Annotated in this window: 16 protein-coding genes; 5 read left to right on the forward strand and 11 right to left on the reverse strand. The window is 53.5% G+C overall.

What is annotated here, in order from left to right; genetic code table 11:
* Position 1 precedes the first annotated feature (1 nt).
* Positions 2-1,258, forward strand: coding sequence for a mandelate racemase/muconate lactonizing enzyme family protein (locus tag ACFPMF_RS08170; protein ID WP_379842975.1), 1,257 nt, complete (start codon positions 2-4; stop codon positions 1,256-1,258).
* Positions 1,259-1,569: 311 nt separating this feature from the next.
* Complete coding sequence (locus tag ACFPMF_RS08175) at positions 1,570-2,262, forward strand: GDSL-type esterase/lipase family protein (protein WP_379842978.1); 693 nt, start codon at positions 1,570-1,572, stop codon at positions 2,260-2,262.
* Between the two features lie 60 nt (positions 2,263-2,322).
* Here ACFPMF_RS08175 and ACFPMF_RS08180 read toward each other — a convergent pair whose 3' ends face one another.
* The 11 genes from ACFPMF_RS08180 to ACFPMF_RS08230 form a co-directional block, all read right to left on the reverse strand.
* The gene (locus ACFPMF_RS08180) at positions 2,323-3,099 is read right to left on the reverse strand and encodes an SDR family oxidoreductase (protein WP_379842980.1); all 777 of its coding nucleotides are present in this window, start codon (positions 3,097-3,099) and stop codon (positions 2,323-2,325) included.
* 27 nt (positions 3,100-3,126) lie between these two features.
* The gene (locus ACFPMF_RS08185; protein WP_379842983.1) at positions 3,127-4,083 is read right to left on the reverse strand and encodes an aldo/keto reductase; all 957 of its coding nucleotides are present in this window, start codon (positions 4,081-4,083) and stop codon (positions 3,127-3,129) included.
* 1 nt (position 4,084) lies between these two features.
* Positions 4,085-4,891 carry an HpcH/HpaI aldolase family protein gene (locus ACFPMF_RS08190; protein WP_379842985.1) on the reverse strand — a complete coding sequence of 269 codons (807 nt, stop codon included), beginning with the start codon at positions 4,889-4,891 and terminating at the stop codon, positions 4,085-4,087.
* Positions 4,892-4,964: 73 nt separating this feature from the next.
* On the reverse strand, positions 4,965-5,921 hold the full coding sequence (locus ACFPMF_RS08195; RefSeq protein ID WP_379842987.1) for an NHL repeat-containing protein: 957 nt from the start codon (positions 5,919-5,921) through the stop codon (positions 4,965-4,967).
* Between the two features lies 1 nt (position 5,922).
* Positions 5,923-6,675, reverse strand: coding sequence for a phytanoyl-CoA dioxygenase family protein (locus ACFPMF_RS08200; RefSeq protein WP_379842989.1), 753 nt, complete (start codon positions 6,673-6,675; stop codon positions 5,923-5,925).
* A gap of 71 nt (positions 6,676-6,746) precedes the next feature.
* Positions 6,747-8,093 (reverse strand): hypothetical protein, encoded by a 1,347-nt coding sequence (locus ACFPMF_RS08205; RefSeq protein WP_379842992.1) that lies wholly within the window; start codon positions 8,091-8,093, stop codon positions 6,747-6,749.
* A gap of 9 nt (positions 8,094-8,102) precedes the next feature.
* Positions 8,103-9,185: a dipeptidase gene (locus ACFPMF_RS08210; RefSeq protein ID WP_379842994.1), complete on the reverse strand. Its 1,083-nt coding sequence runs from the start codon at positions 9,183-9,185 to the stop codon at positions 8,103-8,105.
* Positions 9,182-10,147, reverse strand: a complete 966-nt coding sequence (locus tag ACFPMF_RS08215) for a 3-hydroxyacyl-CoA dehydrogenase family protein (RefSeq protein WP_379842996.1) — start codon at positions 10,145-10,147, stop codon at positions 9,182-9,184. The genes ACFPMF_RS08210 and ACFPMF_RS08215 overlap by 4 nt, the downstream gene beginning before the upstream one ends.
* Positions 10,148-10,185: 38 nt before the next feature.
* A complete protein-coding gene (locus ACFPMF_RS08220; RefSeq protein ID WP_379842999.1) occupies positions 10,186-11,505 on the reverse strand; it encodes an aspartate aminotransferase family protein in 1,320 nt (439 codons plus the stop codon).
* An 8-nt stretch (positions 11,506-11,513) separates the two neighbouring features.
* A complete protein-coding gene (locus tag ACFPMF_RS08225) occupies positions 11,514-12,491 on the reverse strand; it encodes a 3-hydroxyacyl-CoA dehydrogenase family protein (RefSeq protein WP_379843002.1) in 978 nt (325 codons plus the stop codon).
* Between the two features lie 14 nt (positions 12,492-12,505).
* Entirely contained in the window at positions 12,506-12,895 is a 390-nt protein-coding gene (locus tag ACFPMF_RS08230) for a RidA family protein (protein WP_379843005.1), read from the reverse strand.
* 199 nt (positions 12,896-13,094) lie between these two features.
* On the opposite strand from ACFPMF_RS08230, the gene ACFPMF_RS08235 reads away from it, so the two are divergent.
* The 3 genes from ACFPMF_RS08235 (at position 13,095) to ACFPMF_RS08245 (ending at position 18,821) form a co-directional block, all read left to right on the forward strand.
* Positions 13,095-13,967, forward strand: coding sequence for an AraC family transcriptional regulator (locus tag ACFPMF_RS08235; RefSeq protein WP_379843007.1), 873 nt, complete (start codon positions 13,095-13,097; stop codon positions 13,965-13,967).
* 145 nt (positions 13,968-14,112) lie between these two features.
* Positions 14,113-17,334 (forward strand): SusC/RagA family TonB-linked outer membrane protein, encoded by a 3,222-nt coding sequence (locus ACFPMF_RS08240; RefSeq protein WP_379843010.1) that lies wholly within the window; start codon positions 14,113-14,115, stop codon positions 17,332-17,334.
* Between the two features lie 11 nt (positions 17,335-17,345).
* Positions 17,346-18,821 (forward strand): RagB/SusD family nutrient uptake outer membrane protein, encoded by a 1,476-nt coding sequence (locus tag ACFPMF_RS08245; protein WP_379843012.1) that lies wholly within the window; start codon positions 17,346-17,348, stop codon positions 18,819-18,821.
* Positions 18,822-18,838: the final 17 nt, after the last annotated feature.

Raw genomic sequence — 18,838 nt, forward strand, 5'->3', positions numbered from 1 at the left:
CATGAAAATCACCCAGGTAGAAACCATTTTGCTGACCGGCCCCTGCACGAACGATCCGTATCTTTCCGAAGCGAGGAAGGTACGGAGTGCGGCTTTTATTCGCATTGAAACCGATGCGGGGCTGAGCGGGTTGGGCGAAACCTATGCCGGTTATTTTTTCCCGGAAGGCGTGCCCGCCATCGTGGACTTTTTTGCCCCGATCCTGATCGGCCAAACCGTCGATAACATTCCGGACGTGTGGCAGCGGATGTACCAGTGCGGCAATTTCTGGTGCCGGGTCGGTTTGGGCGCCATCGTTCTGGCGGGCATCGAAGCCGCGCTTTGGGATTTGAAAGGCAAAGCGTTGGGTGTCCCGGTTTATAAACTGCTGGGCGAGAGCTGGAAAGACGGTTTTCCCGAAACCGCGACGCAACCGTTTACGCCCCCGGCGCAATTGCCCGCCTATGCCACGGGCGGGCCAAGTAATTATCCGCTGGAAAAACTGGCAGATAAGATTGCTTTTTACCAATCACTCGGTTTTCAGGGCGTTAAAATCGGGGCTGGAGCCTATTGGAAAGATCAGGGTTTTGCCATTTCCATCGACCCCGCCGAAGCCGCCGACCTGGAAGCGAAAAAAGCGGATTACGTCCGCCAGCAATTCGGCAACGACCTCCGACTCCTGTTCGATGCGCACATGGGCAACAGCCCGACACTAACCTGGGGGCTGGAAACCGCCACCGCCGTTGCGCGCGCCCTGGAACCGTATAACCTGTTTTTTCTGGAGGAACCGTTGCACTATACCCACCCGGACCTCTATGCCGAACTCCGCCGGAACACCAGAACCGTCATTGCCGGGGGCGAATGCCTGACGGCGGTTTGCGAATGGCAGACGTTCATCGAGCACGACAGTTTTGGCGTGGGCCAGCCGGATGCGTCGTTTACGGCGGGGCTCGATCAGTTCATGCAGGTAGCCGCGAGTCTGGCGCAGCGCGGACAGAAAATTGCGCCCCATGCCTGGGGAGCGGGCGGTTCGCAGATGCAGAACATTCACGCCGGTTTCGCCTGTCCGAATACGGTGATTCTGGAAGTGGCTCCGGCTTACGGTCCGCTGCATAGCGAGGTCATTGGCGATAGTTTGCTGCTGAAAAACGGGCATGTTCAGCGCCCCGAAAAACCGGGTCTGGGTATTGAACTGACGGAAGAAACCATCCGGCGGTTTCCGTTCGTGCCCGGCACCGGAGAATTCAACAGCGTTCCCGGTAAAATCCTGACCACCTGATCACGATGCTGAACCTAATGATTAATATGTACGGTGTACGAACCGGTACTTCGACAGTGGCGAACTGTACCGAATGTTTCGGTGGAGGTGATGACGCCCCCGGAAGAAAAAGTACGGCCCTTGCCGACAGAGCAGATTCGGGAGTGCGCGGGTAGTCCATTTTTCTACAAAATGTCGGACGGTTTCTCCGAGGCAAGACCCTCCTGAATGCATTAATACCGGCTCAATTAGCCGGTCCGTAGCAGATACTGTTTTATGGTAATTTTCGGCCCCGTTCAACCGGTGAGCTTGATCGATCACAAATGAATACAATGATTCAAAAACGACACAAATACACCTTACTCATTGGGTTGGTACTGCTTTGGAACAGTGCAACCTTCGCCCAGCAGGTAAAATGGGACAGCACGGCCCGGCCCGATGTGTATAAAGCGCAGGTCGAGCTTTTTCGTTCGCTGCCCCATTCCCGCATGGACATCGTATTTCTGGGGAACAGCATTACGTTCTGGGCGGCCTGGAACGATTTACTGGGTGACCTTCGGTATAAAAACCGGGGTATCCCGGGCGATATCACCTTTGGTGTTCTGGAGCGTCTGGACGAGGTGATTGACGGAAAACCCGCGAAAGTGTTTATCCTGATCGGCATCAACGACCTCGCCCGTCAGATTCCGGATGATGTTATTCTGGAGAATTACCGCCGGATGGTGCGCCGGTTGAAAGCCGGAACCCCCAAAACCCGGATTTATTTCCAGACCCTGCTGCCGACCAACGATACTTTCCAGAAACTAAAAAATCACTACAACAAGGAGAAAAATATCCAGTATCTGAACCAGGCGCTGAAAGAAATGGCGCCCCGCGAAGGGTTTGAAGTGATTGACCTTCACGCTCATTTTGTGGACGAAGCCGGGAAACTTCGGAAAGAATACACCTGGGATGGCGTTCACCTGACGCTGGCCGGTTACCAGAAGTGGGCCGAGATGCTGCGGAAAGGGAAATACATTCCGTAAGAGAAGCGGTTTTATACCCCGACCATTCTGCAACGGTCGGGGTACGAAAAAAACACAGGTTTAGGCATTAAGCCCACCATCCATCAGGATGTTCTCTCCATTGATGTAGGCACCGGCCTGCGACGCCAGGAGCACGATCAGGCCCTTGATGTCGTCGTTGTTGGCCATGCGACGCAGCGGCACTTTTTTGGTGTAATTTTCCAGAAACCGCTCCGGCTGATTATTGAACAAACCGCCGGGGCTGATGCAGTTGACCCGTACGTTTTTCCCGGCCAGCACCTGCGCCATGTATTTCGTTAAGTTGAGTAAACCAGCATTGTGAAAGAAATAGTCGGGTGGGGGAGTGCCCATGGTGGTGCCTTCGTAATTGGATAAATCAGGGCCGAACATTCCCATCATCGAGCCGATGTTGATGATGCTGCCCCCTCCGCTTTCCACAATCAGATCGGCCATTTCGCGCAGAATATCCATCGACCCTGTCGCATTGACGCGCATTGACTCGGCAAAGTCCTCAATGGGCGCATTATAGCCTTTCATCGGCCGCGAAACCGCATTGTTGATAAAAACGTCCAGCCTTCCGAACTGCGAACGGATTTGTTCTTTCAGCGCCCGAACCGAAGCCGGATCGCCCTGATCGACTTGCAGCGCGTGAACATCCAGACCCTGCGCCTGAAACCGGGCGGCTACTTCCTGCCCGGCGGCCAGATTTCGGGACGCCATTAAAACTGTCGAATCGGCTTCGGCCAGTCCTTCTACGATGCACTTGCCGTAGTTACCGGCTCCGCCCGTTACCAGGCTAACTTTATTTTTTAAGCTCAATAAGTCTTTGACATGCATAGAAATACGTGTTTTTAAAGAAAACCGCTACGTTAACCAGCCCATCCGGTCCCAGTGCGGAAGGTCCAGAAAGGCGGGGTCCGGGTACGCCAGCTTTTTAGCCCGTTCGGCGGTTTCAGTCGATAATTCCGGTCCATTGACGGCCGCCAGCGCCTGGTGCAGGTACGTCAGTTTGTCGATCCCGACCAGAATGGACGACACTTCCGGAAAAGCCAGCGCAAACCGAATCGCCAGCGTGGACAGATCCGGAACCGGTTCCTGAACCAACTCGTCAAACCGTCGAATGTGGTTTTCCACGTCAACCAGGGCCGGGTGCAATTGCTGGCCTTTGCTGGTGAGCAGCCCTTTCAGCAAAACCGACCGAATGACGATGCCGACGCCTTTTTCCCGGGCCTGCGCGAACAAAGCCGCCTGCCGCTGGTCCATGAGGTTGAAAGGCAATTGAATAACATCCCACACCCCGCTTTCAATGGCTTTCTGCGTTTCTTCGACGGAATAGGTGGAGACGCCCGTGCTGCGGATAGCGCCCTGCGCTTTTAAATCAGCAAAAATCCGGGGCAAGTCTTCATTCGCCAGAATACCCAGATCCGCCTGATGGAGCATGAAAACATCCACGTAATCGGTCTGTAAAGCCGTTAAACTTTCCAGCAGCGACGTTTTGATGATCTTTTTCAGCGCATCACCGTCCGGAAGTTCGCCGTTGCAGTCCCGCAGGTGCCGGCATTTGGTGCCGATTACCACCTGGCTGCGCCGGTCCCGAAAAGCTTTGCCCATGATGGTTTCACTGGCTCCGTATAGCCGGGCGGTGTCGAAAAAGGTAACGCCCGAATCGGTGGCTGCATGGAGCAGCTGGATCGCTTCCGTCTCGGAAAGCATATCCTCCGCGCCTTTCACGCCAATACCGTAGGGTAATCCAATCTCTACACCCCCGAACGCCAGTTCGGAAACCGTGATGCCGGTGGCTCCTAAAACGCGTTTTCTCATGTTATTTGTAACCGCCCTGCACTGGTTGGGTCGTTGTCGTTTCGTTGTTAAACCGGCTGACCAGACTGTGACAATAGGTACTCATGCCCACCACATCGGCGCCCACGCTCACAAACTGATAGCCCATACTGACAAATTCTTCCAGCCGGTCGATGCTGCCGGTGGTGGCGGCAAACTTGCCGTGTTTCCGGCAAACCTCCGCGACCCGTTTGCGGGCCTCCACGAGCTTCGGGTGGTTCCATTCACCGGGGGCACCAATGGCCTGACTGAAATCACCGGGGCCGAAAAACAGCATGTCCACCCCATCCAGCGCGGCAATTTCGTCCAGTTCGTCCAGCGGTTCGGGGTCTTCGATTTGCAGGACCACAAACCGTTGCTGATTGGCCTGCTGGAGGTACTCGTTGAAATCCAGGTTCGTATATAACCCGTCGGCATTACCACCGTCGATGGCCCGCATCCCAAGCGGGTGAAAGCGAGTCATTTTAATGACGTTTCGGGCATCTTCCACCCCCATGCAATGCGGTACCATAATACCGGCCGCATCCAGTTCCAACGGTTTTACATAGTCACTATAACTGCCGCGCGGCACCCGAACCATGACGTCTGTATTGTGGGCTTTCGCAGCCCAGACGTGCGTAGCCACTACCGACCAATCCTGAGCAAGGTGCTCACGGTCGACCCAGAGGCAGTCAAATCCCGCCATGGCGGCCAGTTCAGAAACCTGTCCGTCGCCAAAATTCACTTTTAAACAACTCACCACTTCACCGGCTCGTAACTTCTTCAATACCCGGCTTTCACGCATTTTCATAGCAGAATTTCATTTTGGGCTAAACCGCCCGTCTGGCTTTTCTAGTTTGGGTTAGCAAAAGAGCAGTAGCTTGTTACACCCGCTTCAGTTGCATAGGATACACTTTGTTGGCATTCCACTGACAAACGTAAACATTTTCGTCCGCATCGATGCAAACGTCATGGGGATGAATAAAAACCGGATTTTGCTGGGATTGCGGTTGTAATAGACCCGCGCGATAAACCGGTTCTGTACCGCCGGGCGTCGAAACAACCCGATCGTTTTCATCCAGAATGGTGATGTAACCGGAGCCAAAATTCCGGTTGGTTATCGAGCGAAAAACCGCAGCATACACCAATGGACCGTGAATGACTGGTCGGCAGACGAACGAACCGGGCAGCGAAATGGTACTTAGATAGCTTCCATCCAGCGTAAACCGCTTGAGCGTATTGTGATTCCGGGAGGTGATCAACAGGGTCGGCTGGTCCGGTTTTCGGGTGTCGAGCGCGATGCCGTGGACGCAGTCAAACTGCTCGTTCGCATCACCGCGTCCACCCCAATGCCGGATGTATTCCCCCCGGCTGGTGTATTGAATAACGTATTGCAACCCGTATCCGTCGGTGACGTATAGATCGCCAGTTGGGCCAATGGCGGTTTGTGTGGGCAGAAACTGCTCTGGCGACGTATAGTGACTGATTTCGCGGGGATAATCCAGCACCATCACCACTTTGCCCTGAAGCGTCATTTTGATGACCTGATGACGTTCAATATCGGTGATGAACAGAAATTCTTCCCCGTTTTCGTTCGAAAGCGTTAATCCGTGTGCGCCGGGATAGGTCGTGCCCCAACTGTCTAGCAACCGGCCCGAGCGGTCGTAGATCAGGATGTTGTTTCTGACTTCGTTGGTCAGTAGAAATAGCCGCCCGCTGGCGTCGATCACCATTTCGTGGCAATCGTTCACCGGGTGAGTGACCGGATCGAGTTTCCCCCAATCGGGAAAAACCCGGTACTGGTACGTACTGTGTCCGATAACAGGCGCTTCGATCACCATTTTATACACTCAATTCGGCTTTTAATTTTTGCTGGTAAGCCGCTTTGGCTTCGGTATCTTCCTGCGCCGATTCGGCCCAGTAAATAAACCCGATAGCCTTGCGGGTACGGGTTTCACTCCGGTTGGCTTCGGCCCAGTGAATGGTCATCGAGTGGTGAATCAGCAGATCACCCGGTTTGGCCGGAAAGGCCACGGCGTTGGCCTGATCGTCGGCGTTCCAGAAATCGGTAATTCCCTGCGAGAAACCGAGCGTTTGGGTTCGGCCATGCGGACGAACCCCGTGAAGGTGCGAACCGGTCACGTACCGAACGCAGCCATTTTCGGCATCAACGTCTTCCAGCGCCAGCCACATCGTCACGGCTTCCGCCGGTTTGAGCATGAAATAATAATTGTCCTGGTGCGGGGGCGTTGGTTTACCGATTTTGGGCGGTTTGTTGAAATATTCCAGTGTTTTAGGAATCACGGCGTCTTCCAGCAGAAATTCGGCGAGTTGCTTGAACTTGCTGTTGTGCAGCATGACCTCAAAATACGGGTCATATCGCTGCATGTCAATCAGCTGCTTTAAGGTCGTTGGATCGTTTTTGTCTTCGTAAAAGATATGATTGACGGGCAGAGTCTGGGCGGTTGAACGGATAAAATTCGTAACCTTTTCATCCAGTTCACGCACTTCTTCGGGTGATAAAAAACCGGGCAGGAAAACATACCCATTGGTTCGGAACGACTCTTTCAGGGCTTGTTTGTCTGGTGTTTCCATCGCAGATTAAAGGTTAGGAATTGTTTATTGTTGTCTGTTTATGCCGAATAAACCGGGCGTTTGGTCCTGGGTTATAGCAATTCGTTCAGCCGGTTCCGAATGATTTCTTCGGCACCCAATTCCAGAAAACTGGTTCGGCAACGCCAGGTTTCGTAGCCGCCCCGTTCGATTTCGTGGGCGGGCGGAATGTAACCGATATACCCGTTTGCCATCGTAATTGTAAAATAGGATGCCCGGTTTTCCTTGAGTCGAAGGCCGGTTTCGGCAAAAAACTCCCCGCCTAACGCCCCAATCTGGCCGGTACCGATCCGGAGGGCCTGCACCGGGAACAAAATCGTGTCCGGATATTCATTCAGCAAGACCTGTTCGCGGGCGTAAATCCGGCGCAACACGTCCATATCCACCTGCTGAATGGTTTCGTAGTACGTTTCGGCAACCAGCTTTTTAGCGGCTTCCAGTTCTTCCGCCGACGGTTTTCGGACGCCCGCTTCCACTTCGGCATACCGGGCCGACAAAGCCGGGTTTTCCTGCCAGGCCACGGTTTGCAGGGCGTCGCACACTTTTCTGGCGATGTCTTTGCCGATCAGTTCACTTTTGGCGAAATGCTCTCTCGGGTAGCGATCGGGGTCCAGAAAATCCCAGATGTTGGCTTCACCGCTGGTTCCGTTACTCATCATGCCGACAAAACGCGAATCTGCACCCAGGAGCCGACCGATTTCGTCGGAGAACACGCCGAAATAATCCGCCGTGATGGTGCCATTTTCCCAATCGCCGACGTAGTGCAGCGAATAGTTGGCGAGTACGCTAATCCACTGATTATCCAGTCCTTTTACAGCCAGAAAACCAACCTGCGGGTCAACGGGAACAACCCGGCGATCAATCTGGTGCTCGTCGCCGAACGGATTGGTTTTCACCCCATCGAGTCCGCCCGTGACGGGATTGAGGGCCCGATAGCCTTCCTTCATGAAAAACCGCCTACAAACCACGTGTTCCGGCACGTCCACCGCGCCAAATCCGATTTTTGCCGGACGCCGATTTTGCAAAGCCGCTTTGACGGATTCAACAATCAGACCGGGCAGCTTCTGTCGGTATGGCAAATCAGCCGCGCCCAGCAGCAGGCTGGCCACCGAGCCGGCCGCGTGCGTGTGGGTACTGGAGATTAAAATGTTGGCAGGAAGGATGCCGGTTTCGGCCTGAATGCGGGCTTTTACCTCATCCAGAAAATCCTTCGGCATGGCGCAAATATCGACGATGACGAGGACGATAGTCGTATCTCCCTGTTGCAGTACCAGTGCTTTGGTGTACAGCGGATCGTGGATGTAGCGGGCGTAATGGGTAATGAAATCACCGTTAATCAGCGTTCCCAGCGGGGGTGTAATATCCACCTGGGCCGCTCCGGCCTGAAAAGCTGCGTTCATGGGTAAGGGTTATTGCCAGGCCCGGCGCAAAAACCGGAGCCAGTTTCCGTGAAAAATGTTGTCGATGTCGGCGGGCTGATAACCGCGCCGGACCAGAATATCTTCGTATTTTCGTAAATCCGCAATCGAATTCATATCCCAGGGCGATTGTTCGGTACCAAAAATACCGTCGAGATCGCTGCCGATGGCTACGTGCTGACTGTTTCCGGCGATCTGGCAGATGTGGTCCCAGTGATCGACGAGCTGCTCCAGCCGGATGTTCAATTGCCAGGGGTCCGACACCGTGTCAATAAACCGGATATCCATCGCCCAGCAGTCCAGCATCCCGCCAATGACCGCATCGCGTTCAATAAGCCGACGAATCTGCTCGTCGGTTAATTGCCGCTGGGTCGGCACAATGGCCCGCACGTTGTGGTGGCTCGCCCAAACCGGTCCCTGGTACAGATCCAGCGCCTGATCGAAGCCTTCGTCGGTCAGGTGGGTCACGTCCAGAATCAGGTTCAGTTGGTCCATCTCCTTCAGCAAATCCAGTCCCAACGGCGTAATCGGCCCTTCCATTTTTGTGCCCGGCGCGTAGCGTCCCGGCCCGAAATGCGACAAACCCAGTGCCCGTAAACCATAGTCATAGGCCCGGTGCAGGTACGAAATATCCACCAGCGAATCCGCCCCCTCCAGGCTCAAAATGTAGCCAACTGGTTTTTTCTCGTCCGGTATTTCGGTGTTATTCCACAATGCCAGGTGGTTGTCCAGTTCGGTCAGGTTGGTGATCTGCACCATTTCGCCGAGGGCTTCCATTTCGCGGTACCAGATCAGTTGGGCCTGTGTCATGGCCCAGGCCTGCTGCGGAGAATGCCAGCCGGGCAGCGAACTGCCATAGGGCGTCACCCGCGACAACTGCGTGGCCACCACCAGCCCAATGCCGCCTTTCCGCAGTTCCGGCAAACAAACCGTGCCTTTGCCCCGGTCGGGCTTGTCGCGCATTCCCATTTCGCGCTGCCGGATTTCGACCAGTGGCCGCGAAAGGTCGCGATTCCATTCCAGGGCGTTCATCGCCAGGTCGAGGTGGGCATCAAAAATCAGGCGTCTAGTCATTGGACAATGGAATGATTCGCCGAGGATTGATTAACTTCTTCGTAATTGAACGGATAACGGCTGATCAGCTCCTGAATTTGCTGGCTGAACTCCCGGAAGGAGTATTCCCACTGCTGCGCTTCTCCCTTTTCGTACGAATAGAACCCTTTTCCGGTACCCATCCCCAATTCGCCCTTCTGCACCAGGTCTTCAAAAAAGCGGGGAATATGACGGGCTTTGGACAATTCGGGAAATAAGTCCTGCATCACGACGCCGTAGATAAACGTTCCCATCAAATCCATATACCGGAAGTGGCCGCCAAACGGCAGGTAATACCCCGGGTCGTTGCGGCAGGCCCGGTCAACATCCTCGGCTGAAACGTAGCCCCCTTCAATCAGGTAGAAGGCTTCCCGAATCATGGCGCACAGCATACGGGTCCGAATGCCCCGGTCGCTGTGAACCACATAGGGATCTTTTTGCCAACCGGCTTTCGCCTGTTCGCAGAAACCGTCGACCCGCTTAGGGTCATTCTGTTCATTGGCAATAATTTCCAGAAAATAGGTCGTATCGGCAGGTTCGGTCCAATTGGCGCCAATGATCCGCTCCGGATGACGGCTTCCCTGCTGAAGCGTACTGAGCGGGATGCTTTCGGTATTGATGGCAATCAACGCATCCGGCGAAACCACTGTTTCCAGTTGCTGAATCTGTGCCCTTTTCTGAAACTCATTCTCGTCCGTACAGACAATAATCAGATTAAAATCACCGGCTTCGTCCAGCCGTTCGATCACCTCCACCGATGCATCCCATTTTGGGATGGTGATCGTTTGGGGCGAAATTGGCCGGCACTCGGTTTCCTCAAAGCGGTTGCTGGTATACACCGCCACAGGGTGACCGGCCTGCCGCAGGCAGGCAATAATTCCCGTAGCTGCTTTGCCCCAGCCTGTTACCAAAATGGCGTCTCTTTCCGCGGATATATTACCCATACTATTGTTTGTTAATAGGCTTTCGCATGAGTCGCCTTCTAGCTCTTGCTTGTTTCTACTGCCATGCTTTCCAGCACCTGGCGGGCAGTCTGGATGGCGTGGTCGATGTCGGCTTCGGTATGGGCGGCACTGATGTACCACAGCCCCCGGCCAATCACGCGAACCCCTTTATCGTGCATGGCTGCAATGAATTTACCCAACTTGGCTTTGTCGTACGACAGCGTTGCCCGGTAATCCGTGACGGTTTCGAGATCGGTAAAACCGGTGTGAAACATGGGCCCCAGGCCTTGCACCCGCAAATTCTGGCCGGTTTCAGCCGCGGCTTTCGTCAGTCCCGCCATCAGTTTCTGTCCCAACCGATAGAGCCGTTCATGCGGTTGATCCCGCTCCAGCACCTGAATCGTCGCCAGGGCAGCCGCGACGGTTGGGTTACTGGCGTTCATGGTCCCCGCGTGAATGACCTTAGCCTCTTCGATCAAACTCATCCACTCCCGTTTGCCAACGATGGCGCTGATCGGGTAGCCACTGGCAATAGCTTTCGCAAAAATGGATAGGTCCGGTGTGATGCCAAAATAGTGTTGTGCGCCCCGAAGCGATACCCGGAAACCGGTAATCACTTCATCGAAAATGAGGGCGATACCGTATTGATCGCAGAGGTCGCGCAGCCCCTGTAAAAACCCTTTCTGGGGGGTAATACAGCCGTTGTTGCACATGATCGGCTCGGTAATGATGGCGGCCAGTTCGTGGTGATGTTCGGCCACGGTTTTCCGCACCAGTTCCAGGTCGTTCCAGGGCAGGATGATAAATTCGTCGCGGGCGTGGTCGGCCAGACCGGCGCTCCAGGGAAACACATTCGGATTTTCCCGATCTCCCATCGCTTCGGCCGAAGGAGCCGAAAGGCCCCAGGCTACGTTGTCGAGCCAGCCGTGGTAATGGCCTTCGAACCGGAGAAATTTGGACTTGCCGGTTTTGGCGCGGGCGACCCGGAACGCAGTTTGGACGGCTTCCGAACCGTCCAGGCAAAACCGCATGAGTTCAGCCGACGGAATCAGTTCGGCCAGTTTTTCGGCCAGTTCAATTTCCCGGATATGCTGTCCGGCAAAAAGCTGCCCCTGATCGGAATAGTCGTTAATGGCCTGTAGCACCTCCGGGTGCGAATGCCCCAGGAGCAATGGTCCCTGGCTCAGCGTAAAATCCAGGTATTCGTTGCCGTCGACGTCGTAAATCCGGCTGCCTTTGCCGTGCGTATAGAAAATGGCGTGCGGGTGATTGTATTTGCGAAATTCGGAGGAAACCCCTCCGGCCAGCACATTTTTGGCCCTTTTGAGCAAAGCCGCCGATTCGGAATAAGTTGTCATGGTTGGATCTAGCCAATTCGCCGGTCGGTCCGGAAGGGATACCGGGCGGCCAGTTGAAAAATATCTTTGTTAAAAACCGCAAAAGCGTGATCCCATTCCTTCGCTTCTTCGGCCGTATAATCGTACAAGCCCTGCTCGCTCTGCGTGCCGCGTAACTGCTTGTCCACCAGTGGTCTCATTAACTCGGGTACGTTATCGGAATTGGAGAGCAGCGGAAAAATACGCCGGAAGATTTCGGGGTAGTCCTGTAGCCCCGTATAGTCCATGCGCCGGAAAATGCCCATCATCGTAATCCAGGAACCGGCATCGTAGCGGAAGGCTTTATCGACATCGTCCATGCTGGCCGCCCCCGTCTCCACCAGGTGAAAGGCTTCCCGGTAAATGGCGTACATCAGCCGGTTGGTTACAAAACCGCGAATGTCTTTTCGCAGCAAGGTGGGCTCTTTTTTCCAGTAATGAGCCAGTTCAAACACCCAGTTGGCCCGCTCCAGCGACGTCAGCGTACCGCAGGTAATTTCCATAAACCGGGTCATGTAGGCCGGTTCGGCCCAATGAATACCCAGAAACCGTTCCGGATTCGGCACGTACTGCTGCAACTGGCTGATGGGAATGGCCGAGGTATTGCTGGCAATCACGGCATTGGTGCTAACCACGTCGGCTATTTTCTGATAAACGGTTTGCTTGATAGCAGGCCGTTCTGTGACGCACTCCAGCACCAGCTGGCAGTCGCTCAGAATGCTGTAATCGCCCGAAACCGTCAGTTGGTTTATATACGCTTCGGGTGATTTCGTCAGCAAATCCGCTTCCTTACCGTGTTTAATCTGATTCAGGATCCGCTCGGGGGCATCGGCCAGTTCGGTCGGCAAGGGCGCAATGGCCTTCACCGGATGACCCGCCAGCAGGAGAGCGGCCACAATACTGCTCCCCATCAATCCTAACCCTACTACGCCCACACTAATCTCACTCGTTTGTATCATTTGGTCCATTCGCCGAACGATTTTCAGGCCGGGAGTTTAACAATGCAATCAATTTCCACTTTCAATCCTTCGGCCAGCACCGACTGCACGGTGGTCCGGGCGGGCTTAATACCCGGAAAATAGCTGGCATACACTACATTATAGCGGTCGAATTCGGCAATATCAGCCAGGTGAACCGTACACTTAACAATATCGTCCATCGTTGCTCCCGCCGATTCGATGATGGCTTTGAGGTTTTGCAGGGTGCGATGGGTTTCGTCCTCAATCGTTCCCAGCACAAATTGGGACGTTTTAAAATCAACGGACGCCTGTCCGCTGATAAACAGGAAACCACCGGCAACAACTCCGTCCGAATAGGCACCGGTTGCAAAGGCCGGGTCGCGGTCGGGATGGATCACTTTAGTTTTACTCATGCGTGAAAATCAGATAGAAAGGTTGTTGTTGGAAATCCGGATTTACCGGATCACGAACTCACAACAAAAGTAGTTGTGTGAGTTTGCTATTTCTGTTACTTTTAATCCTATTTCTGATACTATTTTTCAGAGCATTCCGCCGAATTCAGGAATTTCGGTATACTTAGGGACCTCTTTTATATCATTAGTCATTTTTGCCATGAAAACAGTTGAATTTCGGTTACCGCAAGAATATGACAAATCTTTTATTGTTTTTCAGGAGGTTGGCCAATTTTTTCCTTGTCCCTGGCATTACCACCCGGAATACGAATTAGTTCTGGTTTTAAAAAGCACCGGTCGCCGGATGGTGGGCGACCATATCGGGTATTTCGACGCCGGTGATCTGGTCTTTATGGGGCCGTCGCTACCCCACGTCTGGGTAAACGATCCGGAGTTTATAAAGGGCGAGGCCGGGTATCAGGCCGAAGCCATTGTGGTACAGTTTGTCGACCATTTTCTGGGAAAACCGTTCATGGAGATTCCGGAGATGGAGGCCTTCCGAAACTTTCTGAAGCGGTCCAGCCGGGGCATGGAACTGACCGGGGCCACACGCGACAGGATTACGGAAATCATGAAGGGGATGATTTCCATGAATGGCCTGCGACGGCTTTCGGCTTTGTTGGAAATCTTTGATATCCTGGCAAATACGGCTGAATATGAGATGCTGGCCAGTCCCGGTTACGTCCAGAATGTGCACCTCAAATCGTCGGATCACCTCCGGAAAATTAACCAGTATATTATGCAGAACTTCCAGGAAGAGATTACGCTTCCCGAAATTGCCAGTGTGGCCAACATGGCCCTGACGACGTTCTGTTGTTTTTTCAAGGAGCATTACCGCGTCTCGTTTGTCGAATACCTGAACACCGTCCGGATTGGCCACGCGTGTAAATTGATCTCGGAAAAGGATTTAAATATCGTGGAAGCAGCCGCCGAAAGTGGGTTCAATAACCTGGCTAATTTCAACCGGCAATTTAAAAAGATTAAACATATGACGCCTAGTGAATACCGCAGAACGCTGAATGTAGCCGTTTGATGGACTTTCGCACGGTAAAAAAGTACTGGTACGGCTTTTCTGAAAAATAGTATTACAAATACAAATAAAAGTAGCAGATTCCGATAGAGACGAAACTTACTTTTGCTTTTGTCAAAATTAGGCACGAATTTCTATTTGGGATACTATGAAAAAGAGAATTTTACCTGCTTTTTTTATCGGAAAGCGCGTTTTTTTGCTGGTTGCCCTACTTTGTTGGAGCTTGGCGGTTTCTGCCCAGCAGGCCCGCTCGGTCAAGGGCAAAGTTACCGATGAGCGCAATGAAGGACTGCCCGGTGTCAGCATTGTGGTGAAAGGAACCACTTCAGGAACCACCACGGACGTTAATGGGCAGTATACACTCAACCTTCCCGACGACCGGGCGGTTTTGGTGTTTAGTTTTGTGGGGTATGTATCCCAGGAAATCCCGGTTGGTGGTCAGGCAGTACTGGACGTCACCCTGAAAGGCGACAGTAAAACGCTGAACGAAGTGGTGGTAGTGGGTTACGGCTCGCAATCGCGGGAAACCCTGACCACCTCCATTAGTAAAATCGACAACAAGGTCTTGGAGAATGTTCCGATGGCGAACCCGGCCTCGGCCCTGCAAGGGTCGGTTTCGGGCGTTCGCGTTCAGAGCACGTCGGGCCAGCCGGGGGCCGCACCCCGAGTAATCGTCCGGGGGGGAACCTCCATCAATAACCCGGATGGAGCGGCCCCGCTGTACATCATCGACGGGGTTATCCGGACGGATCTGAGCGACCTGAACGCCGACGAAATCGAAAGCATGCAGGTCTTGAAAGATGCCGCTTCGACGGCCATCTACGGTGCCCGCGGTTCCAACGGGGTAGTTATCGTGACCACCCGCCGGGGAAAATCGGGGCAGGCCCGGATTTCGTACAGCTATGACCTGACCGACTCCCGTCCGGGCAAACTGTATAAGCTGGCCAATGCCCGGGACTATCTAACCATCAACCGCCTGGGTGTTTTTAGTGACGATGCCAAATTTGGCAGCTATGCGTCGCGGTTGACGCTGCCCATGGGGTACGGTACGGGCAACGATTTGACCAAGAATACGGCCTTTACCACGCAGTACCTGACGCCGGCCAACCAGCATAAACTGAACGAAGGCTGGCAGAGCATGCCCGACCCCGCCGACCCGACCAAAACCCTGATTTTTCAGGATACCGATTTCCAGTCGCTGCTGTATCAAAAGGCCCTCTCACATAACCACAACCTGAACATTTCAGGCGGAAATGACAAATCGACCTTCAACGTCGGGCTGGGTTATCTGAAAGCCGATGGAACGGTCATCACCACGAAATATGACCGGTTAAGCCTGAATATGAGCGGTGAACTGAAAGTTCGGGACAATCTTAAAATAACGTCGAGTGCCATCTATTCCCGGGCTTCCAATAACGAGCCCTACAGCTCCACCGCCGTTATTTTCTACCGGAATGCGGGTCTGGCTCCGACCGCCAAGCTGTATTTTGAAGATGGGACCCTGGCGCCCGGCACGAACAACGCGATCGGAAACCCGCTGTATCAGATGACTACGCGGGTCAACGAAAATGTCAACGAAAAACTGACGCTGTCGTTCGGCGGGCGGTGGGATATTGCCCCCGGTCTGGCGTTCGAACCGCTGGTATCCATGTATAACACGACGGGTAACTCGTACAATTTCCAACCGGGTTACTGGAATGGCCCCACGGCGTATGTCGATTCCCGGGTGGCATCGGCCAGCAGTTCCAAATGGCTACAGTATCAGGTGGATGGGGTTTTCTCCTACAACAAGACCTTTAACCGGGTGCACAACCTGGATGCCCGGGCCGGTTTTGCGTATTATGACCGCAAAAACAGCGCGTTGAGCGCGAGTGGCCGGAATGCGTCAACCGATTTAATTCCAACGCTGAACGCTTCCGGGGAAGCCGTATCTGTCAGCAGTTCAATTTCGAAACATGTCATTATGGGCTACTTCGCCAGCGCCAATTACAATTATGACATGAAGTACCTGGTTTCGGTCAACATGCGCTACGACGGAGCTTCCAACCTGGGCGAAGCCTATAAGTGGGGCTTTTTCCCGGGGGTTTCGCTGGGCTGGAATGTGCACAATGAGAAATTCTGGGGCTGGTCGAATAATACGTGGTCGCAGTTGAAACTCCGGGCCAGTTACGGGGTCAACGGGAATATCAGCGGTTTGGGTGACTTTACGGCCCAGGGTGCTTACGGTGTCGGCGCCAAATATGCCGGCGCTGCGGCCATTCAGAATACCGTTATTGCCAATAAGGACTTAAAATGGGAACAGTCGAAAACGTTTAATATCGGTACCGATCTGGGCTTTTTCAACAACCGTGTAACCCTGATTGCCGATGTCTATAACCGGGTGACTGATAATTTGCTGACCAGCCTGCCGCTGCCTAACTCAACGGGTTTTTCGAGCGTATTGACGAACCTGGGTAGTCTGCAAAACCGGGGCTTTGACCTTGAACTCGGCGCCCGGGTGTTAGGCCCCTCTTCGCCGGTTCAGTGGCAGTTGAGCTTCAATGCTTCCAAGACCAAAAACAAGATTCTGAAGCTTCCCTATAACGGGGCGGAAAATAACCGCGTGGGTGGTTATCTGGTGTGGGATGATGCCGCGCAGGACTATCGCTGGAAAGGCGGTTTGCAGGAAGGACTCCGAATGGGTGAAATCTATGATCGTCAGTTCGTTCGGGTCTATCCGACCGATGAAGCCGCCCAGAGTGGACCGGTTGCCACCTACATTGTGGGAAACAACAAAAAGCAATACGGAGGAGATGTTGAATATTATGATGCCGACAAAAATGGCCTGATCGATTCCCGCGACAAGACGTACATGGGCAATCAGTTCCCGGTCTGGACGGGTGGGATGGCTAATACCGTCAGCTACAAAAACCTCTCATTGTACGTCCGGATGGATTACACGGCGGGGCATACCATCTTCAACTGGGCGAAAATGTTTCTGGATGGCAACATGTATGCCGATGGCAACCTGACGCAGGACATGGTGGATCGTTCCTGGAAAAAGCAGGGCGACATTGCCGAACTGCCCCGTTCCTACTGGGGGGGAGAGCGTGTACAGCGTAACCTGTTCGACGGCACAACAACGGGTGGTACGTCCCTTTATTATGGTTCCGGCGACTTCCTGGCCCTGCGCGAAATAACCCTGAGTTATGGAGTCCCGACCTCGTTCCTGAGCAAGTTCAAAGTTGCCAATCTCCGGTTCAACGTGACGCTCAATAACATTCATTACTTCACGAAGTACAACGGTCTTAACCCGGAAGAAGGCGGAAAAGACGACGGGCGGTATGCCCTGCCAAAGAATATCATTTTCGGAGCTAAACTGTCATTCTGATCGAACGCGCTATGAAAAGTCTTAAAATAGTATTGAGTATCAGTTTTATTCTGATTAGTTGTTTTTCCTGTAACGTCCTGGATGTGAGTCCGGTCAGCGTTATTACCAACAATTCGTTCTGGAAAACCGAGAACGATGCCGAAGGCGCCCTGAACGGGATGTATGTGAACCTGCGCGCCATTGAAGATGCCCTTACGGCGATCGGTGAGCAACGCTCCGAAATCTTCCAGGGCGGAGTGTATGGCACCGGTGGCAACGATATGCTGCACAATGCCCTGAGTGCGGATCAGCCCCTGCACACGGATTGGCGGATTTATTATACGGTGATCAACTCGGCCAACCTGATTCTGAAATATGTTCCGGGGATTACGTTCAACTCGGAAGCTACGAAGAATTCGATTCTGGCCCAGGCCTATACGATGCGGGCCTTTACCTATTTCGCCATGACGAAAACCTGGGGCGATCTGATCATCCGCACGGAGCCAACCGAAAGTGCCAGCGCCGACGTAACCGTAAAAGAACGTTCTCCGCAGGCTGACGTCTTCAAATTAATCAAGGACGATCTGGACAAAGCCCTGCAACTTTATCCCAATAACAATTTCCCGACCGGGCGTTTCAAATGGTCGAAACCGGCGGCCCAGGCCGTAAAGGCTGACGTCTACCTCTGGACGGCCAAGCGGTTGAACGGTGGTCAGGGGGATTTTACGACGGCACTGGCCGCAATCGGTGAAATCGAGAAAGCCGATGTGTCGCTGTTGCCCAACTATGGCGATCTGTTTCAGTATACCAATAAAGGCAATAAAGAGATCGTTATGGCCATTCGGTTCCAGGATCTGGATGGAGCGGCCAATAACCACTTCTGGCGTCAATGGATTATCGGCAGCGCCGTACCGGCCAATACCGACTCGGAAACCCTGAAAATAATCAATCCCGTGGGCGGTGGACAGGGTTTGCTGGTGGTGACGGATCTGGTCCGGAAGCAGTTTACGGAGGATGATACACGTAAAAAGGCCAGTTTCCACGAAGTGTATACCACCGACGCCAGCGGGAAGTCTACCTTTTACACCACGCTGACGATGAAAGGCCAGGGGCTCATCACGGGTGGAAACCGGCTCTTCCTGAGCGATATTATCCTGTATCGGTATGCGGATATTCTGCTGATGAAAGCAGAAGCCAAGAATGCACTGGGTCAGGACCCCTCCACCGAAATCAATCTGGTGCGGCAACGGGCCTATAAGGAAAACGCCAGCAAACACGTATTCGTTAACGGTACGAAGGAACAGAACGACGAGGCCATCCTGAAAGAGCGCCTGCTGGAACTGCTGTTTGAAGGCAAACGCTGGTGGGATCTGGTTCGATTCGGAAAAGCTTTCGATCTGGTGCCGAACCTGCAGAGCAAAAAAGGGCAGAACCATTTGCTGCTTTTCCCCATCGCCAACGGCGTATTGAGTCTGGAGCCTAAAGTGAAGCAGAATCCCGGTTATTGATTACCCGTTCCTAACCC

Source organism: Larkinella bovis, from assembly GCF_042655385.1.
In the GTDB taxonomy this organism is placed as follows: domain Bacteria; phylum Bacteroidota; class Bacteroidia; order Cytophagales; family Spirosomataceae; genus Larkinella; species Larkinella bovis.

Coding starts and splice junctions, on each gene's coding strand:
- ACFPMF_RS08170 (WP_379842975.1), top strand. CDS start 2: ATGAAAATCACCCAGGTAGAAACCATTTTGCTGACCGGCCCCTGCACG.
- ACFPMF_RS08175 (WP_379842978.1), top strand. CDS start 1,570: ATGATTCAAAAACGACACAAATACACCTTACTCATTGGGTTGGTACTG.
- ACFPMF_RS08180 (WP_379842980.1), bottom strand. CDS start 3,099: ATGCATGTCAAAGACTTATTGAGCTTAAAAAATAAAGTTAGCCTGGTA.
- ACFPMF_RS08185 (WP_379842983.1), bottom strand. CDS start 4,083: ATGAGAAAACGCGTTTTAGGAGCCACCGGCATCACGGTTTCCGAACTG.
- ACFPMF_RS08190 (WP_379842985.1), bottom strand. CDS start 4,891: ATGAAAATGCGTGAAAGCCGGGTATTGAAGAAGTTACGAGCCGGTGAA.
- ACFPMF_RS08195 (WP_379842987.1), bottom strand. CDS start 5,921: ATGGTGATCGAAGCGCCTGTTATCGGACACAGTACGTACCAGTACCGG.
- ACFPMF_RS08200 (WP_379842989.1), bottom strand. CDS start 6,675: ATGGAAACACCAGACAAACAAGCCCTGAAAGAGTCGTTCCGAACCAAT.
- ACFPMF_RS08205 (WP_379842992.1), bottom strand. CDS start 8,093: ATGAACGCAGCTTTTCAGGCCGGAGCGGCCCAGGTGGATATTACACCC.
- ACFPMF_RS08210 (WP_379842994.1), bottom strand. CDS start 9,185: ATGACTAGACGCCTGATTTTTGATGCCCACCTCGACCTGGCGATGAAC.
- ACFPMF_RS08215 (WP_379842996.1), bottom strand. CDS start 10,147: ATGGGTAATATATCCGCGGAAAGAGACGCCATTTTGGTAACAGGCTGG.
- ACFPMF_RS08220 (WP_379842999.1), bottom strand. CDS start 11,505: ATGACAACTTATTCCGAATCGGCGGCTTTGCTCAAAAGGGCCAAAAAT.
- ACFPMF_RS08225 (WP_379843002.1), bottom strand. CDS start 12,491: ATGGACCAAATGATACAAACGAGTGAGATTAGTGTGGGCGTAGTAGGG.
- ACFPMF_RS08230 (WP_379843005.1), bottom strand. CDS start 12,895: ATGAGTAAAACTAAAGTGATCCATCCCGACCGCGACCCGGCCTTTGCA.
- ACFPMF_RS08235 (WP_379843007.1), top strand. CDS start 13,095: ATGAAAACAGTTGAATTTCGGTTACCGCAAGAATATGACAAATCTTTT.
- ACFPMF_RS08240 (WP_379843010.1), top strand. CDS start 14,113: ATGAAAAAGAGAATTTTACCTGCTTTTTTTATCGGAAAGCGCGTTTTT.
- ACFPMF_RS08245 (WP_379843012.1), top strand. CDS start 17,346: ATGAAAAGTCTTAAAATAGTATTGAGTATCAGTTTTATTCTGATTAGT.